The 20,692-nt window shown below is 39.7% G+C and carries 20 protein-coding genes; 8 read left to right on the forward strand and 12 right to left on the reverse strand.

Annotated features, from left to right (window positions below):
- Positions 1-157 precede the first annotated feature (157 nt).
- From BR30_RS0131170 to BR30_RS0131190, 5 genes are all read left to right on the forward strand, one after another.
- Positions 158-883, forward strand: coding sequence for a GntR family transcriptional regulator (locus BR30_RS0131170; RefSeq protein WP_026568463.1), 726 nt, complete (start codon positions 158-160; stop codon positions 881-883).
- On the forward strand, positions 883-2,427 hold the full coding sequence (gene gntK / locus BR30_RS0131175) for a gluconokinase (RefSeq protein ID WP_026568464.1): 1,545 nt from the start codon (positions 883-885) through the stop codon (positions 2,425-2,427). Before BR30_RS0131170 ends, gntK begins: the two co-directional genes overlap by 1 nt.
- 17 nt (positions 2,428-2,444) lie before the next feature.
- A complete protein-coding gene (locus tag BR30_RS0131180) occupies positions 2,445-3,791 on the forward strand; it encodes a GntP family permease (protein WP_026568465.1) in 1,347 nt (448 codons plus the stop codon).
- A 67-nt stretch (positions 3,792-3,858) separates the two neighbouring features.
- Positions 3,859-5,262, forward strand: a complete 1,404-nt coding sequence (gnd, locus tag BR30_RS0131185) for a decarboxylating NADP(+)-dependent phosphogluconate dehydrogenase (RefSeq protein ID WP_026568466.1) — start codon at positions 3,859-3,861, stop codon at positions 5,260-5,262.
- Between the two features lie 133 nt (positions 5,263-5,395).
- Positions 5,396-5,704, forward strand: a complete 309-nt coding sequence (locus BR30_RS0131190) for a hypothetical protein (RefSeq protein WP_026568467.1) — start codon at positions 5,396-5,398, stop codon at positions 5,702-5,704.
- A 21-nt stretch (positions 5,705-5,725) separates the two neighbouring features.
- Here BR30_RS0131190 and BR30_RS0131195 read toward each other — a convergent pair whose 3' ends face one another.
- From BR30_RS0131195 to BR30_RS34990, 9 genes are all read right to left on the reverse strand, one after another.
- Complete coding sequence (locus tag BR30_RS0131195) at positions 5,726-6,211, reverse strand: HIT family protein (protein ID WP_026568468.1); 486 nt, start codon at positions 6,209-6,211, stop codon at positions 5,726-5,728.
- A gap of 76 nt (positions 6,212-6,287) precedes the next feature.
- A complete protein-coding gene (locus BR30_RS0131200) occupies positions 6,288-7,358 on the reverse strand; it encodes a sulfate/molybdate ABC transporter ATP-binding protein (RefSeq protein WP_026568469.1) in 1,071 nt (356 codons plus the stop codon).
- A gap of 1 nt (position 7,359) precedes the next feature.
- Positions 7,360-8,247 carry a sulfate ABC transporter permease subunit CysW gene (cysW, locus tag BR30_RS0131205; RefSeq protein ID WP_026568470.1) on the reverse strand — a complete coding sequence of 296 codons (888 nt, stop codon included), beginning with the start codon at positions 8,245-8,247 and terminating at the stop codon, positions 7,360-7,362.
- Positions 8,248-8,592: 345 nt separating this feature from the next.
- Positions 8,593-9,426 (reverse strand): sulfate ABC transporter permease subunit CysT, encoded by an 834-nt coding sequence (gene cysT / locus BR30_RS0131210; protein WP_026568471.1) that lies wholly within the window; start codon positions 9,424-9,426, stop codon positions 8,593-8,595.
- 83 nt (positions 9,427-9,509) lie between these two features.
- The gene (locus BR30_RS0131215) at positions 9,510-10,580 is read right to left on the reverse strand and encodes a sulfate ABC transporter substrate-binding protein (RefSeq protein WP_026568472.1); all 1,071 of its coding nucleotides are present in this window, start codon (positions 10,578-10,580) and stop codon (positions 9,510-9,512) included.
- Positions 10,581-10,773: 193 nt separating this feature from the next.
- Positions 10,774-10,944: a YezD family protein gene (locus tag BR30_RS36410; protein WP_155928992.1), complete on the reverse strand. Its 171-nt coding sequence runs from the start codon at positions 10,942-10,944 to the stop codon at positions 10,774-10,776.
- Positions 10,945-11,231: 287 nt separating this feature from the next.
- The gene (locus tag BR30_RS0131225; RefSeq protein ID WP_026568473.1) at positions 11,232-11,735 is read right to left on the reverse strand and encodes a GNAT family N-acetyltransferase; all 504 of its coding nucleotides are present in this window, start codon (positions 11,733-11,735) and stop codon (positions 11,232-11,234) included.
- 30 nt (positions 11,736-11,765) lie between these two features.
- Positions 11,766-12,779 (reverse strand): glutathione S-transferase family protein, encoded by a 1,014-nt coding sequence (locus BR30_RS0131230; RefSeq protein WP_026568474.1) that lies wholly within the window; start codon positions 12,777-12,779, stop codon positions 11,766-11,768.
- A gap of 194 nt (positions 12,780-12,973) precedes the next feature.
- Positions 12,974-14,221 (reverse strand): cation:dicarboxylate symporter family transporter, encoded by a 1,248-nt coding sequence (locus BR30_RS34990; RefSeq protein ID WP_035446446.1) that lies wholly within the window; start codon positions 14,219-14,221, stop codon positions 12,974-12,976.
- Between the two features lie 367 nt (positions 14,222-14,588).
- Here BR30_RS34990 and BR30_RS0131240 point away from each other — a divergent pair, with 367 nt between their 5' ends.
- A complete protein-coding gene (locus BR30_RS0131240) occupies positions 14,589-15,398 on the forward strand; it encodes an alpha/beta fold hydrolase (RefSeq protein WP_026568475.1) in 810 nt (269 codons plus the stop codon).
- Between the two features lie 42 nt (positions 15,399-15,440).
- Here BR30_RS0131240 and BR30_RS0131245 read toward each other — a convergent pair whose 3' ends face one another.
- Both BR30_RS0131245 and BR30_RS0131250 read right to left on the reverse strand, forming a co-directional pair.
- Positions 15,441-15,866 carry a DUF1801 domain-containing protein gene (locus BR30_RS0131245; protein ID WP_026568476.1) on the reverse strand — a complete coding sequence of 142 codons (426 nt, stop codon included), beginning with the start codon at positions 15,864-15,866 and terminating at the stop codon, positions 15,441-15,443.
- Between the two features lie 151 nt (positions 15,867-16,017).
- Positions 16,018-16,206 carry a hypothetical protein gene (locus BR30_RS0131250; protein ID WP_026568477.1) on the reverse strand — a complete coding sequence of 63 codons (189 nt, stop codon included), beginning with the start codon at positions 16,204-16,206 and terminating at the stop codon, positions 16,018-16,020.
- 155 nt (positions 16,207-16,361) lie between these two features.
- On the opposite strand from BR30_RS0131250, the gene BR30_RS0131255 reads away from it, so the two are divergent.
- Positions 16,362-16,934 carry an HAD-IA family hydrolase gene (locus BR30_RS0131255; RefSeq protein ID WP_026568478.1) on the forward strand — a complete coding sequence of 191 codons (573 nt, stop codon included), beginning with the start codon at positions 16,362-16,364 and terminating at the stop codon, positions 16,932-16,934.
- Between the two features lie 106 nt (positions 16,935-17,040).
- Positions 17,041-17,322 (forward strand): YggT family protein, encoded by a 282-nt coding sequence (locus tag BR30_RS34995; protein ID WP_035446447.1) that lies wholly within the window; start codon positions 17,041-17,043, stop codon positions 17,320-17,322.
- Positions 17,323-17,357: 35 nt separating this feature from the next.
- Here the strand turns inward: BR30_RS34995 and BR30_RS0131265 are convergent, their stop codons facing one another.
- The gene (locus BR30_RS0131265) at positions 17,358-20,561 is read right to left on the reverse strand and encodes a DEAD/DEAH box helicase (protein ID WP_026568479.1); all 3,204 of its coding nucleotides are present in this window, start codon (positions 20,559-20,561) and stop codon (positions 17,358-17,360) included.
- Positions 20,562-20,692 lie beyond the last annotated feature (131 nt).

The following is a 20,692-nucleotide window of genomic DNA, read 5'->3' on the forward strand; positions in this document are numbered from 1 at the left end:
CTTTTTGCTGACATTATTTTTATTAAATTCGTGAAGAATAAATAATGCACCTTCCGACCATTTCATTAAGATAGAAAAAAAGCGCTTGCATTTTTTCAAATTCGTTCTATAATACTTGTATACAAGTATACTCGTATTTAATTAAGAAGGTGTAGCGATGAAAGAACCAAAAGATTTATTATATCCGACCAAATGGCTCACAAAAGCTTCTGTCGGCGATCGTGTAACATATGAGCTAAGAATGCAGATTATTTCTAGTTTGATTGAAAGCGGTGCCATCCTTTCGGAAAATAAATTAGCCGCTGATTTTAATGTGAGTCGATCACCGATTCGCGAAGCATTAAAAACACTTGCCTCTGAAAATTTAATCCGTTTAGAGCGAATGGGTGCGGTTGTCATTGGATTAACCAGTAAAGAAATAGTTGAAATCTATGATGTCCGATTACTGATTGAAACGTTTGTATATGAACGTCTTGTAAAATTGGACAATACATCATTAGTTATGGAACTGAGTAAAATACTCGAGATGATGAAAATAGCCATCAAATATCATGATGCCGATGAGTTTGCCTATCAAGATGTCCTCTTCCACGAAACAATTATTCGGGCAATCAATCATTCCTACATCATGATGATCTGGAATAATGCCAAACCAGTAATGGAAGCCTTCATCCTTTTATCGATGCGGTGCCGGTTCAAGGAAAATTACGAAGACTTTCCGCGCATTGTGGAAAATCATCAATTATATATTGATGCAATCGATGCAAAAAATAGAGACCTCATGATTTTATCCTTACATCAAAATTTTGATGATGTTCAAGGAAAAGTAGAAGACCTCTGGAGGTCTCAACAAATGCTTTCTAAAGGAGTCGAGCAAGAATAATGACAAACTATATGTTAGGGGTAGACATCGGAACAACAAGCACAAAAGCCGTATTATTTAGCGAAAAAGGCGAAGTCATCCAACATGAGAATATTGGTTATCCGCTCTATACACCTGATATTTCGACTGCCGAACAAGACCCTGAAGAAATCTTTTCGGCTGTGGTACAAGTTATTTCGAGGATCAGAAAACAACATCCTCAAAAAGAGATATCGTTCATCTCATTTAGCAGCGCCATGCATAGTCTCATTGCTATGGATGAAAATGATCAACCGCTAACACCATGTATCACATGGGCAGATAATCGCAGTGAGGCCTGGACCCATAAAATAAAAGATGAATTAAATGGACATGCGGTCTACAAACGGACAGGAACGCCGATTCACCCGATGTCGCCATTAAGCAAAATTACTTGGATTGTGAATGATCGTCCCGAAATTGCTGAAAAGGCAAAAAAGTATATCGGGATAAAGGAATATATCTTTAAAAAGTTTTTTGACCAATACGTTGTCGATCATTCACTAGCTTCAGCCATGTGCATGATGGATCTCAAAAAACTTGATTGGGACCAGGAAGCATTACAAATCGCCGGGATTTCCCGTGAGCAATTGTCAAGACTCGTACCAACGACAGAAATTTTCACCAATTGTAATCAGGATTTAGCAAACCAAATGGGGATTGACCCACAAACTCCTTTTGTAATTGGTGCCAGTGATGGAGTCCTTTCCAATCTTGGGGTAAATGCGATTGGAAAAGGTGAGATTGCGGTCACTATTGGGACAAGTGGTGCGATTCGGACCATAATTGATCAGCCGCAAACCGACGAAAAAGGCCGAATATTTTGCTACGCATTAACGGAAAAGCATTGGGTAATTGGCGGGCCCGTTAACAATGGCGGGATGATTTTTCGCTGGATTCGGGATGAATTTGCCGCTTCCGAGGTAGAAACCGCAAAAAGACTAGGCATTGATCCATATGAAGTACTAACAAAAATCGCAGAGGGTGTTAGACCGGGCGCTGATGGATTGTTATTCCATCCCTACCTTGCGGGTGAACGGGCGCCATTATGGAATCCAGACGTGCGCGGGTCATTTTTCGGCTTAACGATGGCACACAAGAAAGAACATATGATTCGCTCTGCCCTTGAAGGTGTTATTTACAATTTATACACGGTATTTCTAGCACTAATTGAATGCATGGAAGGTCCTGTGACAAGAATCCAAGCAACAGGAGGGTTTGCGAGGTCAGAGGTTTGGCGTCAAATGATGTCCGATATTTTCGACCTTGAAGTAGTCGTTCCAGAAAGTTATGAAAGCTCATGTCTAGGGGCTTGTATCTTGGGCCTGTATGCTACAGGAAAAATTGAATCATTTGAGGTAGTTTCTGAAATGATTGGCAGTACCTACAAACATACGCCTAAAGAAGAGGCAGCAAAAGAATATAGAGAATTATTGCCGATCTTTATTAACTTATCGAGAGTTTTGGAAGAAGATTATACACGGATTGCTAATTATCAAAGAGGATTAATTAATAAAAATAAATAATTTTTGGGGGAATTATCATGCCATTAGTTATAGTTGCAGTAGGGATTATAGCATTACTGATTTTAATCATGGGCTTTAAATTAAACACTTTTGTTTCACTTATCATTGTCTCTTTCGGTGTGGCCATCGCACTTGGAATGAAATTAGATGAGATCATTGCAACAATTGAAGCAGGGTTAGGTGGAACACTTGGACATATAGCACTAATCTTTGGACTTGGTGCAATGCTGGGTAAATTAATTGCAGATTCAGGAGGCGCGCAGCGTATTGCGATGACTCTCGTTAATAAATTTGGAGAAAAAAACATTCAGTGGGCTGTAGTAGTATCTTCATTCATTATTGGAATCGCTTTATTTTTTGAAGTAGGACTAGTTTTATTAATTCCAATCGTATTTGCAATTTCTAAACAATTAAAGGTTTCAATTCTATTTCTTGGTATTCCAATGGCAGCAGCTTTATCTGTAACACACGGATTTTTACCGCCACATCCTGGACCAACAACCATCGCAGGTGAATATGGTGCAGATCTTGGGGAAGTATTACTTTACGGTTTTATTATTTCTATTCCAACTGTCTTTATTGCTGGACCTTTATTTACAAAGATTGCGAAAAGATTGGTTCCTGCATCCTTTACAAGAACTGGAGATATCGCCTCTTTAGGTGAGCAAAAAACATTCAAAATGGAAGACACACCTGGATTTGGAATCAGTGTATTTACTGCAATGCTTCCTGTAATTCTAATGTCCATCGCTACAATTATTACTTTGCTTCAAAAAACAATGGGATTTGCAGATAACACTTTACTTGCCATTATCCGTTTTGTTGGCGGTGCATCCCCTGCCATGGTGATTTCGTTATTATTCGCTATTTATACAATGGGGTTAGCAAGAAATATTCCTATTAAATCAGTGATGGATTCTTGTTCAACAGCCATCTCACATATTGGGATGATGCTATTAATTATCGGTGGCGGCGGTGCCTTCAAACAAGTATTAATTAATGGCCATGTAGGAGACTATGTAGCTGAATTATTTAAAGGAACTTCATTATCACCAATTATTCTCGCATGGATCATCGCAGCTATTTTACGTATTGCCTTAGGTTCTGCAACAGTTGCTGCTTTAACCACTGCTGGGTTAGTGATTCCAATGTTAGGGCAAACAGACGTGAACCTTGCCTTAGTCGTCCTTGCAACAGGAGCAGGTAGTTTAATTGCCTCGCACGTTAACGATGCAGGTTTCTGGATGTTTAAAGAGTATTTTGGTTTAACCATGAAAGAAACATTTGCAACTTGGACATTACTTGAGACGATCATTTCCGTTTGTGGATTAGGATTTATTTTAATACTAAATTTATTTGTTTAAGAAGAATATCCAATAGTGGGGAATTTTTATTCCCCACTATTGGCAGTTAAAAGGAGAAGAGAGTTAAATGAACAATACAATTGGAGTTATTGGCTTAGGTGTAATGGGCAGCAACATTGCCTTAAATATGGCGAATAAAGGGGAAAAAGTTGCTGTCTACAATTACACGAGGGATTTAACAGATAAACTCTTACATAGAATTGACAATCACCCAATCGACCCATATTACGACGTGCAAAGTTTTGTTCAGTCCTTGGAAACCCCTAGAAAGATCTTCCTAATGGTGACTGCTGGAGCAGCAATTGATTCAGTCATTTCATCCTTAGTACCTTTTCTTGAGCCAGGTGACATTATTATGGACGGCGGGAACTCCCATTATGATGATACGGCCCGAAGATACGATGATTTGAAGTCGAAAGAAATTGAGTATTTAGGGATTGGTATTTCTGGCGGAGAGGTTGGCGCTTTAAATGGCCCATCAATTATGCCTGGCGGAGATAGAGAAGCTTATGAAAAAGTAGCGCCCATCCTCACCAAAATAGCGGCCCAAGTGGATGGTACTCCATGTTGTACGTATATTGGTCCAAAAGGTGCCGGGCATTTTGTGAAAATGGTTCATAACGGAATTGAATATGCTGATATGCAATTGATTGCTGAAGCCTATACCTTTTTAAGGGAAAGATTACAATTAGCTGTGAATGAAATTGCTGATATCTTTGAAACTTGGAATCAGGGTGAGCTGAAAAGTTATTTAATTGAAATCACGGCGGAAATTTTAAAGAAAAAGGATGAAAAAACAGGCTTACCACTGATTGATGTCATCCTTGATAAAGTAGGGCAAAAGGGAACGGGTAAATGGACAAGTATGCAAGCAATTGATAACGGGATTCCCTTATCCATCATAACGGAATCATTATTCTCCCGTTATGTATCTTCTTTAAAGGAAGAACGTGTTTTTGCGGAAGAAATTTTAGCTGGACCGGAATTGGATCAGTCAATAGTAGATAAAGATTTGTGGATTGAGCAAATTAGACAAGCTTTATATATGGGGAAAGTTTGTGCCTATGCCCAAGGGTTTACACAATATAAAATGACTTCTGACCTCTATGACTGGAACTTGCCATTGGCGGAAATTGCACTTATTTTCCGCGGCGGGTGCATCATTCGTGCTGAGTTCTTAAACGTAATAAGTGAAGCCTATCAAACACAAGCAAATCTGAAGAATTTATTAATCGCTCCATTTTTCGCTGAAAAAGTAAAAGAGTATCAAACAGGTTTAAGGAAAATCGTATGTGAGGGAATTAATTCCGGGATCTCCTTCCCCTGCTTAAGTGCTTCCCTTTCTTATTTCGATAGCTATCGAAGAGGCCATTCCAATGCCAACCTTTTACAGGCTCAACGGGATTACTTCGGTGCCCATACGTATGAACGAACCGATATGGAAGGTGTATTTCACACCGACTGGAACTAAGCGGTCTTTTAACCATAAAAGTCCTATACTCGTGCAATGAGTATAGGACTTTGTTCTATTTTTGGATAGAGCGTGAATAGAATGAAACGAAAGGATTATGGAAAGAAAAACCAACTAATATTGGAGGGATTTTATGTCAACATCGAGAATACTGAAATGGGTTTCAGGTGGGCTTGAAGCATTACTAGGAATTCCTGTACTTGGAGGTACAATCGTTATCAGTCTTGTATGGACCCCTCTAGCAATCATGTTAATATTACATATTGTTACGTTGGTGATTACCAAAAAAGAGGGCAGCGAATCAATTACAGGCAGCGTCCTTGGCATCATAACTTCTTGTATAGGTTGGATTCCGTTTGTAGGAATGATTATGCATATTATCTCAGCGATTATTCTAATGGTTGATGCGGCTAAAGCTGAAGGCAATCAAGCAGGAAGCTAATCTTCCTGCTTGATTGCCTCACTATTTATTTAGGTCAATCGTCAGTTGTTTAATAGCTTCCATTACCTCTTGGAGATTTTCATCACGATTCATTTCATTTCTAGCATGGAGTAAAACGGGCCGTACCGATTCAACAGACCGACCAAATTGGTACATCCACTCATAGCGCGGGACCATCCACATGTGAAAATGGTGGGTGGTATCTTCATTATAAAAATAATACACATGCTGGATCCCAAGGACTTCTCTTTGGGCTTTTCTTATTTTAGTGAGAATATTTATGTAATCTGTCTTCTCAGCATCCGTCAATTCATCAAGACATGTAATATGCCGTTTAGAGGCGACAATTATTAATCCCTTAATCGGGTAGGCGACATCTTGATGGGCATGAAAATATTCTGTTTCATAGACGACCCCGCCATCAGGCTCGATCAAACCACTTGTTAACGCACAGCTTAAACATTCCACCTCGACTGTATGTCCATTTGATAAAGTAATTCTCCTCAAAAATACTCCCCCTGTAAAAATCAGATACGAATACTGACAGTAATCTTATCTGATTTTTACCGATAATACTATACTATTAAATAGAATAATCTTGGGGGATGAAGACTTTTAATTGTTTGGGCTTTACAAACACTTCTTCTCCTGTTTTTAGATCAAGGCTTCGATATTGCTCCTTTCTTAATTCCACTTCTAGGTAGTCCCCATTATCCTTTCGAATCAGTTCAAGTTGGACAGCCGCCCCAACTAAATGAATATAATTAATTTTGGCAGAAACTGAATCCTGGCTTGCTTCCCTTTCGATACTAATATCATGCGGACGAACATAACCAACGGCCTCGGTATTCTCTATTCCCGAAAATTCTGGAGCATCGACTTCAAAATGCCCCTGCCGTAATTTCCCGTTATGCAGACGGCCTTTAAACAAATTTACATTTCCTAAAAAGTGATAGACAAAAGGACTGTTTGGATTTTCATAAACCTCTTCTGGTGTTCCGATTTGCTCAATCTTCCCTTCATTCATCACGACCACACGATCGGCAACATCCAGCGCCTCCTCTTGGTCATGGGTCACAAAGATACTGGTAATCTGGTAATCATCATGAAGTTTTCTTAACCATCTGCGAAGATCTTTCCGGACCTTGGCATCTAAGGCTCCAAATGGTTCATCTAACAATAGCACCTTGGGCTCAACCGCTAATGCCCGTGCTAATGCGACCCGCTGCCGTTGACCCCCAGACAAATTGGATGGATATCGATCGGCAAAAGCCTCTAGTTTTACTAACTTTAGTAGTTCCATGACCTTTTCTTTTATTTCGTTTTTTGAAGGCCGTAATTTTCTGGGCCGCACTTTTAATCCATAAGCCACATTATCAAAAACAGTCATATGACGAAACAAAGCATAATGCTGAAACACAAATCCTACTTTCCGTTCCTTAGTACTGATATGCGTGATGTCTTCTTCCCCAAATAGAATCGCCCCTTGATTGGCTGCTTCTAGGCCTGCGATAATTCTGAGCAGTGAAGTTTTTCCAGAACCGGACGGACCAAGCAAGGCAACGAGCTCCCCCGTTTGAATATCAAGATTAATTTGATCAAGAGCTTGGAAATTTCCAAATGATTTTGAGATATTTTGGATTTGAATGCTCATCTTAATGCGCTCCTTCTTCTGATTCAAATGACTTTCTGGCTTTCCACTCAATCACATTTTTTACAATCAGTGTAATGATGGCGAACAATGACATTAAGGAAGCAACCGCAAAGGCAGCGGAAAATTGATATTCATTGTATAAAATTTCGATATGGAGCGGCATGGTATTGGTCAATCCGCGGATATGTCCCGAAACAACCGATACAGCACCAAACTCCCCAATCGCTCGCGCACTGCAGAGAATAACCCCATATAGTAGTCCCCATTTAATATTCGGCAAAGTTACCAAAAAGAATGTTTTCCATCCGCTCGCCCCCAGCGTCAGAGAAGCTTCTTCATCGGCCGTCCCCTGCGTTTGCATTAATGGAATCAGTTCCCTAGCGACGAATGGCAGCGTCACTAAAAGCGTTGCCAGAGCAATTCCTGGTACTGCAAAGATGATTTTGATATTATGATCAATTAACCATTGTCCAAATAAGCCATGTGCACTAAATAATAGAACAAACACCAATCCCGCAATCACTGGGGAAATAGCAAATGGCAAATCAATAATCGTAATCAATAGACTTTTTCCCTTAAAATTGAACTTGGTAACGGCCCAGGCCGCTGCCACACCAAAGATGGCATTTAGGGGAACAGTAATTAAGGTAATAATCAGTGTTAACTTGATTGCTGATAACGCATCAGGATTGCTAATGGCCTCTAGAAAAACTGCTGCCCCTTTATCAAATGCTTTTATAAAAATAGCAACCAGTGGTGACACCAAAAACAAACCTAAGAATGCTAATGCGAGTGTGATGAGTACCCAACGTACAAGACGTGGCTCAGAGTTGCTGGCTGTAACTTGAACCGGTGTTGTTGAATACTGCAATGAGACATTCCCTGCCATAAGGACCTCCTTCTAGAACTATACTTTTTCATCTGTAGTTTGTTTTTTTCAGATTCGCTGATTAAATCGGTGAGTTCGTCGATTAAACCGGTAGATTCGCTGATTAAACCGATAAATTCGCCGATTAAACCGGTGGATTCGCTGATTAAACCGATAAATTCGCTGATAAACAATATAAATTCGCCGATTAGGTGTAATTTTACACTTAATAAAACAACAATTTAACGTAAATAATTGAAAAAACTCGGTTTTATAAAAGCTTATTTGCGAAACAAGGTGATTTATTTACCGAACCCCCCCAGTTTATTAGAAAAAAGACAATTCTCCTCAAAATCTATTAAAATACTATATAAATTTCCGATTACTCCACCACTGCAATACGTTAATAATAAGTAAAATCGTGAAAGAAAAGATCAACATCACGGCCGCAATCGCTGTTGCACCGGCATAATCATACTGTTCTAATTTCGTCATGATTAAAAGTGGGGTGATCTCTGTCCGCATCGGCATATTTCCGGCAATAAAAACTACCGAACCGTATTCCCCAAGGGCACGAGCGAAGGCGAGCGCGAAACCAGTTAACGCAGCCGGCATTATTTCTGGAAAAATCACCTTTACAAACGTTTGCAAACGATTGGCCCCTAAACTAGCCGATGCTTCTTCTATTTCTTTCTCCAAATTTTGCAGAACAGGCTGCACGGTCCGTACCACAAAGGGCAGCCCAATAAAGGTTAATGCTAGTGTAATTCCGAGTGGAGTAAACGCCACCTTAAAACTTAAAAACTGCCCAACCCAGCCATTCTCTGTATACAACGTTGTTAAGGCAATTCCAGCAATCGCTGTTGGTAAAGCAAACGGTAAATCAACTAGTCCATCAATGATTCGTCGGCCTGGAAACGGATAACGGACTAGCACCCATGCGATTAATACGCCAAAAATAACATTAATAAACGCGGCGGAAAAAGCTGCACCAAAGCTCAATTTATAGGAGGCAACCACCCTCGGATCTGAAATCGTCCCCCAAATTTTTGACCACTCAACTGTCACTGAATTAATAAAAATCATCGATAATGGCAGAATGACAAGGATGCTTATATAAAACATCGTAAACCCTAACGACAGGCCGAATCCCGGCAGGACACTATTTCTTTTCATTTTCAAACTTGCTAAACGAGCCATGAGGTTGACCCCTTCCAGATAAGATACATGTAGGGCGCCCCCCATCGCACTTGATGGAGGACACCCGTCAAACTGAACTACTCTTACGGCTGGTAAATCTGATCAAACGTTCCGCCATCATTAAAGTGCGTCTCTTGTGCTTTTTTCCATCCGCCAAAATCATCGTCAATGGTCACTAGATTAATTTTTGGAAAGACATCTGCATACTTATCAAGAATCGTTTGATTACGAGGACGATAATAGTTCTTAGCGATAATTTCCTGTCCCACATCACTATATAAATAGTTCAAATAGGCTTCAGCTACCTCTTTTGTTCCCTTTTTCTCGACGTTCTTATCGACTACAGCAACCGGTGGTTCGGCAAGAATACTAATGGATGGGACGACAATCTCAAATTTGTCTTTTCCTAATTCATTCAGTGTCAAGAAGGCTTCGTTCTCCCAGGCAATCAAGACATCACCAATTCCGCGTTCCACGAACGTCGTAGTTGCCCCGCGCGCACCAGAATCTAAAACTTCAACATTTTTATATAGTTGGCTCATAAATTTCTTAATTTTCGTTTCATCACCATTAAATTTATCTTTTGCATAGGCCCAAGCGGCTAAGTAATTCCAGCGGGCGCCACCTGACGTCTTTGGATTCGGGGTGATGACGGAAGTGCCTTTTTTCGTTAAATCGTCCCAATCCTTAATTCCCTTAGGATTTCCCTTTCTAACTAGAAACACAATGGTCGATGTATACGGTGTGGAGTTATCCTTCAGATTCTTTTGCCAATCCTTAGAAAGTAATCCGCCAAGATTCGCAATTTCATCAATATCGTAGGCCAATGCCAAAGTCACTACATCTGCCTCAAGCCCATCAATAACAGCGCGGCCTTGTTTTCCGGAACCACCATGTGATTGTTGAATGGTCACTTTCTGGCCTTTTTCTTTTTCCCAGTACTTAGCGAATTCTCCGTTAAACTCTTCATAAAGTTCCCGGGTTGGGTCATATGAGACATTCAATAATTGGACTGGTTCCTTCGTTTTTGCAGATTCTTGTTCGGTTCCTCCATCCTTTTTCTCAGAACTTTGGTTACTTGCCTGAGAGCCGCATCCGGCCAAAATAAGAGCGATTAGAATGAGTACAGTTGTGAATTTGTAAGCTATTTTCATTAGTAATTTCCCCCTTTTTTATAAACAAAAAAGACTACCTATCCCTAGACCATTCCTTTTAGAATAAGTTTCTGCGTTTGGCCTCAGTAAAAGACCCGTCAGAAATGCTCATCTTTCGGATAGTCTAGGAAATAAGTAGCCTTCAGTGGACTGATCGGCTGTTTTTTTAAAATGAACCCAATAATAAGTGTGGTTACTTTTGTTCTTTAGGTGCGTACTTTTTTTGTTGTGCAAATCTAGTTTTCTCTGTTTTATCAATTTGAGTAATGGTGCCGTCATGAACTGTTATCACCACAGATCCATACTCTAACCCTTTAAGTAACGATAGAATATAATTTGCCTTTGCTTGATCCACGTATGCCATCGTATCATCCTCTCTCAATCTACCAATTTCACATAAGAATACTTGGTTTTATTTCAATAAAAAACGATCCAATGACAGACAACAATGTGGACTGCACTTACTAATCGGAAAATTCATGATCAGTCACCTTCCTAACAAAAGAGGCCTATACCCCTTTATTATATCTAAGAGTATAAGCCTTTGGTTTTCCAATCAGCTTAATTTTATGTTTACAATTTATTTGAATTATTTACATTTTATTCTGACTTTTCCTACCTGTCAAGTGGGTTTTTAAAAAAACCTTTGCATTATTCAAAAGTAAGTCGAAATGCTTTCACAATAATACCATCATCCGCAGGTTCAAAGTCGTATTGAGGTAACCGTTCAAAACCCATTCGTTCGTAAAGTCTCATCGCGCTTTTCATAAAATCTGCTGTATGCAGGCCAATCGCTAAAAATCCCTGCGCTTTTGCACGCCTTATACATTCTGAAATCAAAGCACCTGCTACTCCTTTTCCTCGAGCATGCGGTGTGACTGCGAGCATCCGAATCTCAGGGTAATCCAGTTCATCGACTAATCCTCCATACGCATTGATTTTGGCTGGAAATAAGGCAACACTGCCTACGATGCTCCCATCAATCTCCGCCACAATCCGTTCCACATTTTCCTGCAAATCTGCTTCCGAAGAGATAGCTTGTTTTAGAGCCTGCCAGTGCTCATTAGGTATGTTTTGGGCATGTTCTACATAGGAATGAACTCTTTGGTCGCGAATAAGAGGTAATTCATTCGCTCCAGCATCACGTATAATCATTTTTTCACCTACTTATAATCTTTTTTTCTCTCAGTGTATTAAAAATTTCTTTACGTTATTACTTAAAGCTTGTCGATGATGTTCTGATGTCAAACCAGATAGATCAGGGCCCTTCGGTAAAATAGTATATCCCTTTTGATCATTACTCGCGATATGGTTCGACAAATAATAATGCCTTTTAATCGCATCAAAATCTGTCGTATCACCAAACCCAGGGGTCTGATAAAGATCCCTTAAATAGCCCCATAGATTAGGAAAATCGACAATCCGATTTCGATTGGCCTTGAAGGCAGAATAATATGCAGCATCGAAGCGGATTAACGTAGCATACAACCGAACATCAGAATCCGTAATAAAATCACCAAATAAGAACCGCTGTTTCGACAGACGCTCTTCCATCTCATCTAATCTTGAAAATAAGATGTCATATGCCTGTTCGTAGGCCTCTTGTGATTGGGCGAATCCACATTTATAGACGCCATTGTTGACCTCATGGAAAATGACATCATTTAAAACATCAATCTCCGCACGTAAATGTTCCGGATACAAATTAGGTGCATGCTCTTTGTGAAAAGGGACCCAGACCGTTTCGAGATAGTTGGTCAGTTTGAAATAATCATTATTAACGACCTTTTGTTCTTTAACATCCACGATTACCGGCACCGTCGGCCTGCCAGTATAATCTGCAGCTGTTTTTAAATAAATTTCACTCATATATCTAATTCCTAATACTGGGTCTACGCCGTCCTCATCTAAAGAAAACTCCCAATCGACATGGGGGAGTTTTGGGCGCATAGGACTAGCTGTCCCTAAACTGATTGCTTCTTCTAGCCCAAGGATACGACGGACAATAACCGACCGATGGGCCCATGGGCAAACGGCTGACCATAATAATCGATAACGCCCCGCCTCAATAGGCAGCTCCCCTTGGTTTTGACCAAAAGGCGTGGTAAATCTATTTTTTTGACGATTAAACGAACCATCCGCTGTAATCTCTTTAACGGCATTTGGACGATTATTTATTCCCTGATTATCTTGTGACATGGAATGCATCCCCCCTTATTGATAAAAAAATAAAACCTTAGTAATTCTATCGGCTTTATTAATTTTAGTATGATTAACTTTTATAAGTCAATGATATTACCTGACTACATTTATAATTCAGAATTATTTTCTTAAAGTGACCCAATTCTAACGAAAAAGGACATCTCCATGTTGAAGATGTCCTTTTTCCGCTATTAAGCTGCTTTTTGTTCTTGATAAGGTTTAAGCTTATGGCCTTCCCATCTAGTAATAACAATGGCCGCCAATGAGTTTCCAACAATGTTAACACAAGTACGTGCCATATCAAGGATCCGGTCAATCCCGGCAATAAATGCTAAACCTTCTACAGGGATTCCTACGCTTCCCAATGTAGCTAAAAGAACGACAAATGATACGCCTGGAACCCCGGCAATACCTTTAGAGGTTAACATTAATACAAGTACTAATGTGATTTGATGGCCAATACTCATATGAATACCATACATCTGTGCAATAAACAGCGCTGCGATCGCTTGGTAAAGGGTCGATCCATCGAGGTTAAAGGAATATCCTGTTGGAATGACAAAGGATGTAATCGCCTTAGGACAACCAAGCTTCTCCATTTTTTCCATGATTTTTGGAAGAACGGCTTCCGAACTTGCTGTTGAGTAGCCTAAAATTAATTCATCTTTTAAATACTTAATGAGATGGATAATGTTAAATCCGACAAGTTTTGCTGTTAAACCTAAGACAACTAGAATGAAGAAAAACATGGCCCCGTATACAACAAGGACTAGTTTACCCAATGGTATTAATGAAGTAATACCAAATTTTGAAACAGTAACACCAATTAATGCGAACACACCGAATGGCGCTAACTTCATGATTTGGTTTGTGACATAGAACATCGCATCGGCAGTTCCTCTGAAGAAATTAATGATTGGAATCCCTTTCTCCCCAATTGCCGCAACTCCAAGTCCGAACATAACGGAGAAGAATATGATTGGCAGCATTTCCCCGTTTGCGAGAGACTGAATGATATTTGTAGGAACAATGTTTACAACAGTATCAATCATTGAATGAGATTCTGTTTGTTCCGCTGTGCTTACATAGCTGTTAATATCTGTTTTCGCAAGTTTCGATTTATCTACGCCAGCACCCGGTTGAAATACGTTTGCAAAGAGAAGTCCTAAGATAATCGCAATCGTAGTGATAATTTCAAAATAAAGCAGTGTTTTACCACCAAGTTTCCCCAATGACTTCATATCTCCAACGCCAGCAACACCCACAATTAAACTGGAAATAACTATGGGAACAACAATCATTTTAATTAAACGAATAAATATATCGCCAATTGGTTGCAGGTAACTTGCCACATGTGGATTACCATAAAAAACCGCACCGACAATGATACCGAGAATGAGCCCAATGAATATCTGCCATGCTAAACTAATCTTCTTCATTTGCATTTCTCCTTTTCAATATAATAAAAGTTGATTACTATAATGAATCAACTTTGACTTACGAAATGAAATTTTCTCTTATCTATACAGTTATACTTAGTCAATATTATAGAATTTTTCCTCACAAAACAATAATTTTATATGTGGAAATTACTCTCATTTAAAATATTGGAATAATAATATTTCTTATTCACCAAGACTTTTCGCCTAATAGAATTAAAAGAGCGCGGAAAATTCCCATCTCAAAAGTATAAGAAAAATGGGGATTTACAACCTGTACAAAAAGGTTCACTACGTATTAGCCTAGCTATTGATGAATAGCCTAGTTGTAGATGGTTTTCCATACTTTTGTAAAGGAGGGGTCAAAATGGGGTATTATGTAAATGTTGCTTCTCAAGTTAACATTTATGTAGAAGATATTAATCCCAAGAGCCATAAGACCATCCTCTTTGTCCATGGCTGGCCTGCGAATCATAAATTATTTGAATATCAGTTTAATGTCCTTCCTTCCTTGGGATATCGGTGTATTGGGATAGATCTTAGGGGATTTGGCAAATCAGATAAACCATGGAACGGCTACTCTTACGATAGAATGGCTGATGATATTCGCCAAATTGTGAAAGCGCTCCGTTTACAGAACTTTACGCTGGCAGGTCATTCGGTAGGTGGGGCAATTGTTATTAGATATATGGGGCGACATAATGGCTATGGGGTATCGAAATTAGCCCTTTTCGGTGCAGCGGCTCCTAGTTTTATCAAGCGGCCCGGTTTTCCTTTTGGATTAGAAGCGAAGGATGTTAATACACTACTTGTACAGATTTATAACGATCGTCCGAAAATGCTTGCTGACTTCACGAATATGTTCTTCCATCAGGCGCTCACCAAACCATTCTCAGACTGGTTTTTTCAATTAGGACTCCAAGCTGCAGGTCATTCCACGGCAGGTTTACTTAACTCCTTAAGAGATGAAACCTTATTCGATGATCTCAAAAGGATTCAAGTGCCTACATTGATTCTTCATGGGAAACATGATCAAATTTGCAAACCGCCGCTTTCTTCCGTCCTTCATCAAGGCATACAGAATTCTAAGCTGGTTTGGTTTGAGCATAGTGGTCATGGGTTGTTCTGGGAAGAGCAGAAGAAGTTTACCCAGGAATTGGCTAATTTCATTGGATAGAAGATACAAACGCTTCCTACTTTTATGGGAAGCGTTTTATTACTATTTTTGAGGATATGTTTTTTGTAAAAATTTGATTGACTCGGTAATGAGCTCTTTTAATACAGAGACATCAACATCGGCTACTTTATTGATATACACACACGCTTTTCCAGTTGTATGTTTTCCAAAGTTTTTTAGTAATTCCTCACGCTTCGTCTCACCAGGTGCAAAATACAAACTAATTTTTGCCTTACGTGGTGAAAAGCCAACTAAAGGAGCGTCTCCCTCATGACCAGATTCATATTTATAGTGATAAGAACCAAAACCAATGATACTCGGCCCCCACAACTTCGCCTCAAAACCTGTCGTTTCAGTAAAAATATCGATTAATTTATACGCATCTTCACGTTTTTTCGGGTTGTCTACCTGTTCAATAAACTCAATGACACTGTGCTCAGTTTCTTTTGTTTTTTGTTGATAACTCAATTGGTTCACTCCTTTAGATTAGATGCGAAGAATTACATACATTATTGGTAAAAAGAACAAACCACAGACATCTGTATTAATTAATACTCTTTCAATCCTTCCTTTCCTGCTAGTTCGTTGCTTTTCCACCAAATAAAAAAGGAGAGTAGCTCTACTCTCCTTCTTCTACAACAATGATATACCCATGTTGCTGCGGGCCGTCCTCGTATACTTCGCGAGAAACTATGTAATAGTTTTCCTTATTGTCGTCACTGATGACTAATTCACTTGGACTTTTATCCACGGCTGCTGCCTCTAGGCTAAAATATGGTAATCCAAGTGTTGAACTATCAAATGGCATGGTTATCCCTCATTTCTATCTAATAACATGTACATTCCCTTCGTAAATTATAACAAATTTTCTACCTCCGGTGTGCTTAATGATTTTTCTTTAATTTCAACTTGTGGTACTCTCTTAAAAGAAAAATGAAAATGTTTCGGAAACGAGGGATTATTATGAACGTACTTTGGGATTTTGACGGAACTCTTTTTGATACCTATCCAGCGCTTGTCTCTGGATTCATCCGCTTAAGCCAACAAGATTTGGACCGTGATGAGGTTCTTAAGTGGCTTAAAATTGATTCTAAAACTGCCTTTAAGCATTATGGAATCGGTGAGGAGCAGAGACTTGAATATCAAAATTTACATAACTATTATTCAAAGACAGAAAGCAAGCCATTTGAATACTTAAAGGAAGCTTTATCATCTGTGGATAATAATATTATTGTGACGCATCGTGATAAGGAATCCACTGTATTTCTGCTTGAGAAATATCAGTTAACCGACTACTTTAAAGACATTGTATCCGTGGAGGAACAAGGATTTACACGAAAACCACACAGTTCCTCTTATGAATATGTTTTAAAAAGTTACCAAATTGATTTGGTCGTCGGTGACCGTGATTTAGACTTAATTCCCGCTCGCGAATTAAATATTAAAACATGTGCCTTTCAAAATCGCAACATCAAAGCAGATTTTCATATTGACAGCTATACAGATTTTATCCCTGAAGTTCTAAACCGCCTTTAGGTTTTTATTAAAATTTTGAAACTTTATTGAATCTAAATCGTACAAGTATATATAGGTACGATGAATGGCAAAATAAAAAAAATTATGATAGAACGGAAGATCTATATTGGGCTCTAATATTTTACTTATTGGACATTATGTTTTTGAGGCTTATTATTGGTTAATCTTAATATCCATTTTTGGTTCTTGGTTTCCTAAGTTTCAAGAAAGCAAGCTTGGGATTTGGATTGCTAAGCTTGTCGAACCTTACTTAGGTTTGTTTAGAAGGTTTATTCCGCCACTTGGTCCTATTGATTTTTCACCGATTATTGCATTATTTGCCTTTCAATTCATCAGGCAATTTGCAATCGAAGGTCTCCGCCAATCATTGAATGTTATTGGTGTGTAAAGCAAAAAAAGGAGCTGGGCTGCAGCTCCTTTTTTCTATATCATCAATATCTCCCTTATATCCTCTTCCGTAAGCGTTGATATGACTTTCTCATCAGAATCAATGATTTCTTCGATGAGGTGTCGCTTTTTATCTTGTAGTTCATTCATTTTTTCCTCAATCGTCCCGCGTGCTACCAGCTTGATGACCTGAACAACATTTTTCTGACCCATCCGATGGGCACGGTCGGCCGCTTGTTCCTCAACAGCTGGATTCCACCACGTGTCATATAAAATGACAGTATCCGCACTCATTAAATTCAAACCGGTTCCTCCTGCTTTCAAGGAAATGAGAAACAAATCCCGTTCACCGCGATTAAAGCGCTCGCAGATGTTGACTCGTTCTTCTGATGGGGTCTGTCCATCCAGATAAAAGTAGTTCATCCCTTTTACCGTTAACTCCCGTCCGATAAGTTCAAGCATCTTCGTAAATTGGGAAAAAATTAATACCCTTCTTCCAGAGAGCTTTGATTCTTGGATAATCTGCAAGAGCTGTTCAAATTTCGCCGAATTTCCTTGATAACCATCTACAAACAAACCTGGGTGACAACAAATCTGCCGCAGCCGCGTCAAACCTGCCAATATTCTGATTCGATTTTTGCGAATCGTATCTTTGTCGAGATGCTTCAACGTGTCGTGCCTTAGTTTCGCCAAATAGGCAGCATACAATTTCTTTTGTTCAGGGAACAGTTCGACCGATTCCAAAGACTCCATTTTTCCAGGAAGTTCAGCGAGAACATCTTCCTTTAACCTGCGCAGTAAAAAAGGACGGATTCTCCGCGCAATCGTTTTTCTTGAAAGCTTGCTATATTCCTTTAGCCCGAGAAACAGTTCTGGAAAAACAACATGAAATATCGACCATAACTCCTCTAAGGCATTTTCCACTGGTGTACCTGTAAGCGCAAAGCGATGCTGGGACTGCAGTTTCTTTACTGCTCGGGCTGTTTGTGTCACCGGGTTTTTAAAGGCTTGGGCCTCATCGAAAAACACGGTATGAAACATTTTTTTCTCAAACCAGGTAATCTCACGGCGCAATAACGGATAGGAGATTATCACGACATCAACATTTGTATGTTCTTTCAGCAGTTGGGTCCGCTCTGCTTTCGTTCCATCAATAACAACTGTTTTTAACTGAGGAGCGAACTTCCTGCATTCACTCAGCCAGTTATAGGTTAACGATGACGGACAAACAACAAGGGCCGGCTGCTTATTTTTTCGAATATCAGACTGGACTGATACAATATACGCGATGCTTTGAATCGTTTTTCCAAGCCCCATATCATCCGCCAATATCCCTCCGAATCCATAGTAATCCAGAGTTTTCATCCATTTAAACCCGTGTTTTTGATACTCTTTGAGTATAGGATCTAAACTTGTAGGCACCTCGAATTCTAACTTGCCAGGATGGTGAAGGTGATCCAGGAACTGCCGAAAGGATTCTTCTAGTTTGAACGCATCACTTATCTCAACCGTATCAAGGAGTTGAAGACTCTGCTCTATTGGTAGATCTAATCCACTGGCGAGGTCCTTATTTTTGGCTAGAGGTGAATAAAGAAAACGCTGGATTTCTTCAAATTCTCTTGTCTGAAGCGAAAGCAGCGACCCATTTGGCAGACGATAATATTTCCTTTTTTCCTCTAAAGCCGCCAAAACCTCACGTATTTGTCTTTCAGGAATACCGTCCATTTCAAATTTGAATTCAAGCCAGTTGGTCCGTACCCTTTTAACCCTTACCCTTACCTGCGGACGAAAATTCTCTCTGGAAATCCGATTTCGGACCGCTGTCGTTGCGTAGATTCGGACAAGTTTTTGAAGTCTTGGAACGACATAAGTTAAAAAGTCATATTCTAGTTCTTCGTTATGGAGATAATATCCGCCATCTGTCTTGGCAAACGAACTATCCTCAAAGATCTGCAAGATTTCTTCTTCCTTATCCACATCGCGAATCACTACCGATCCAGACGGGAGGTCCCTATTTTCCAATGGATTAATGATTGTATTTTCATAGTGAAATTCGAGTCCGGCCAGCAAGCGGTTTTTCAATCGATCTAAGTAAAGTTTGGCTACCAGTGGCGTGTTCATCCATTGCTTCGTGATTGTTTCAGCTATCGTAACCTGGCCTAGTTTTTTTAGTCCAGGCGCCACTTTTTCCAAAAAAAACTGAATTTGCTCTTCTGGAATCGGAATTTGACTAATTCCTGAGGCATCAAGCATCTTTTTGAGATCAGAAAGACGTTTAAAGTCGTGATCTTCGAGCTGTTTCATTTTCCCCTCAAATAGAACGGAATGATAGGGTTCGAAGAATATCATCCGCTCCAAGTTTTTTACTTTCAGCTGATAGCCGTTCCCATCCGCTTTTGAAAAATCAAATTGTAAGGGTAGCCCTTCCTCAGATACACGAAGCCCCGGATAGGTTTGGCCCTCATACTCCACTAGCACATTAGGTATCTTGCGAAGGAAAGAAAGAAGGCGGCCCCAAGCGGATGATGGAATGAATAGCATTTGCAGTGTAGTGGTATTGTTATTGGTGTCAGGCACCGCATCCATATAAACTTTTTCATCTCGCACCACTTGAATGAGCTGTTCTAGAATGTCATTGCTTTCTTGATGAAAGCAATGCTGACTTGGGTCAAAGGTAAATGAATTGGTAAGTGTATAGGTTTTTCCTGCTCTAATCTGTTCTAGAAATTCACGGGTGTTTGGGACAACGATGCTTTCGAGCGTAATTTCGATTGTAAATAGATTGGTTCCCCAGCCAATATCAACGGGCTTCAAGATAAACCCGATATCCAGTACATTTCTTTTTTCAAAATGACGTTGATGACCGCTTGATCGCACGGGCTGATCCGAAAAGAGATGGAGTAATCCTTCGGTCAGTTCTTGCTGGGTTGATTGAGACACCGACGGGATTATCCCTTTCTGTTGGTGATTGTAAATCGCTAGTAGAACGGACGCAACATGCTGACACTCCTTTGAAAAAGAAGCCAGTTTTGGGCAGCTGCATTCCGTTCGGAGGTCGCCACTGGGACCTATTTCGATTGTCACATGAAAATCTTCATCACCTGCCACGGTTGCTTGACAGCGATGTGGGAGATATTGCTGAAATATAACTTTATTTGTTTGATAAAAATACTCTCCTCGTTTGAAGGAGACAGTGCCGCACATTTCTTTAATACGTTTATGAGTTAATGTTACGTCCAAGTGTCCTGCTCCTTCCTGAGGTTTAGGTTCTACTGTCCTTTAAGATATAGAACATTATAGCACAAGTAATATTTTTTCTAAGGAAAGAAAAAGCGCCTGCCCTTTAATACTAAGGGCAAACGCTTGATCAT

The sequence above is a fragment of the Bacillus sp. UNC41MFS5 genome (assembly GCF_000686805.1).

What these genes read in the sequence shown, in the direction of transcription:
- BR30_RS0131230 (WP_026568474.1), bottom strand. Translation starts at nt 12,779, where the DNA reads ATGTCACAAGATAATCAGGGAATAAATAATCGTCCAAATGCCGTTAAA.
- cysW (WP_026568470.1), bottom strand. Translation starts at nt 8,247, where the DNA reads ATGGCAGGGAATGTCTCATTGCAGTATTCAACAACACCGGTTCAAGTT.
- BR30_RS0131255 (WP_026568478.1), top strand. Translation starts at nt 16,362, where the DNA reads ATGAACGTACTTTGGGATTTTGACGGAACTCTTTTTGATACCTATCCA.
- BR30_RS0131215 (WP_026568472.1), bottom strand. Translation starts at nt 10,580, where the DNA reads ATGAAAATAGCTTACAAATTCACAACTGTACTCATTCTAATCGCTCTT.
- BR30_RS0131240 (WP_026568475.1), top strand. Translation starts at nt 14,589, where the DNA reads ATGGGGTATTATGTAAATGTTGCTTCTCAAGTTAACATTTATGTAGAA.
- BR30_RS0131180 (WP_026568465.1), top strand. Translation starts at nt 2,445, where the DNA reads ATGCCATTAGTTATAGTTGCAGTAGGGATTATAGCATTACTGATTTTA.
- BR30_RS0131170 (WP_026568463.1), top strand. Translation starts at nt 158, where the DNA reads ATGAAAGAACCAAAAGATTTATTATATCCGACCAAATGGCTCACAAAA.
- BR30_RS0131200 (WP_026568469.1), bottom strand. Translation starts at nt 7,358, where the DNA reads ATGAGCATTCAAATCCAAAATATCTCAAAATCATTTGGAAATTTCCAA.
- cysT (WP_026568471.1), bottom strand. Translation starts at nt 9,426, where the DNA reads ATGGCTCGTTTAGCAAGTTTGAAAATGAAAAGAAATAGTGTCCTGCCG.
- gnd (WP_026568466.1), top strand. Translation starts at nt 3,859, where the DNA reads ATGAACAATACAATTGGAGTTATTGGCTTAGGTGTAATGGGCAGCAAC.
- BR30_RS0131225 (WP_026568473.1), bottom strand. Translation starts at nt 11,735, where the DNA reads ATGATTATACGTGATGCTGGAGCGAATGAATTACCTCTTATTCGCGAC.
- BR30_RS0131190 (WP_026568467.1), top strand. Translation starts at nt 5,396, where the DNA reads ATGTCAACATCGAGAATACTGAAATGGGTTTCAGGTGGGCTTGAAGCA.
- gntK (WP_026568464.1), top strand. Translation starts at nt 883, where the DNA reads ATGACAAACTATATGTTAGGGGTAGACATCGGAACAACAAGCACAAAA.
- BR30_RS36410 (WP_155928992.1), bottom strand. Translation starts at nt 10,944, where the DNA reads ATGGCATACGTGGATCAAGCAAAGGCAAATTATATTCTATCGTTACTT.
- BR30_RS0131250 (WP_026568477.1), bottom strand. Translation starts at nt 16,206, where the DNA reads ATGCCATTTGATAGTTCAACACTTGGATTACCATATTTTAGCCTAGAG.
- BR30_RS34990 (WP_035446446.1), bottom strand. Translation starts at nt 14,221, where the DNA reads ATGAAGAAGATTAGTTTAGCATGGCAGATATTCATTGGGCTCATTCTC.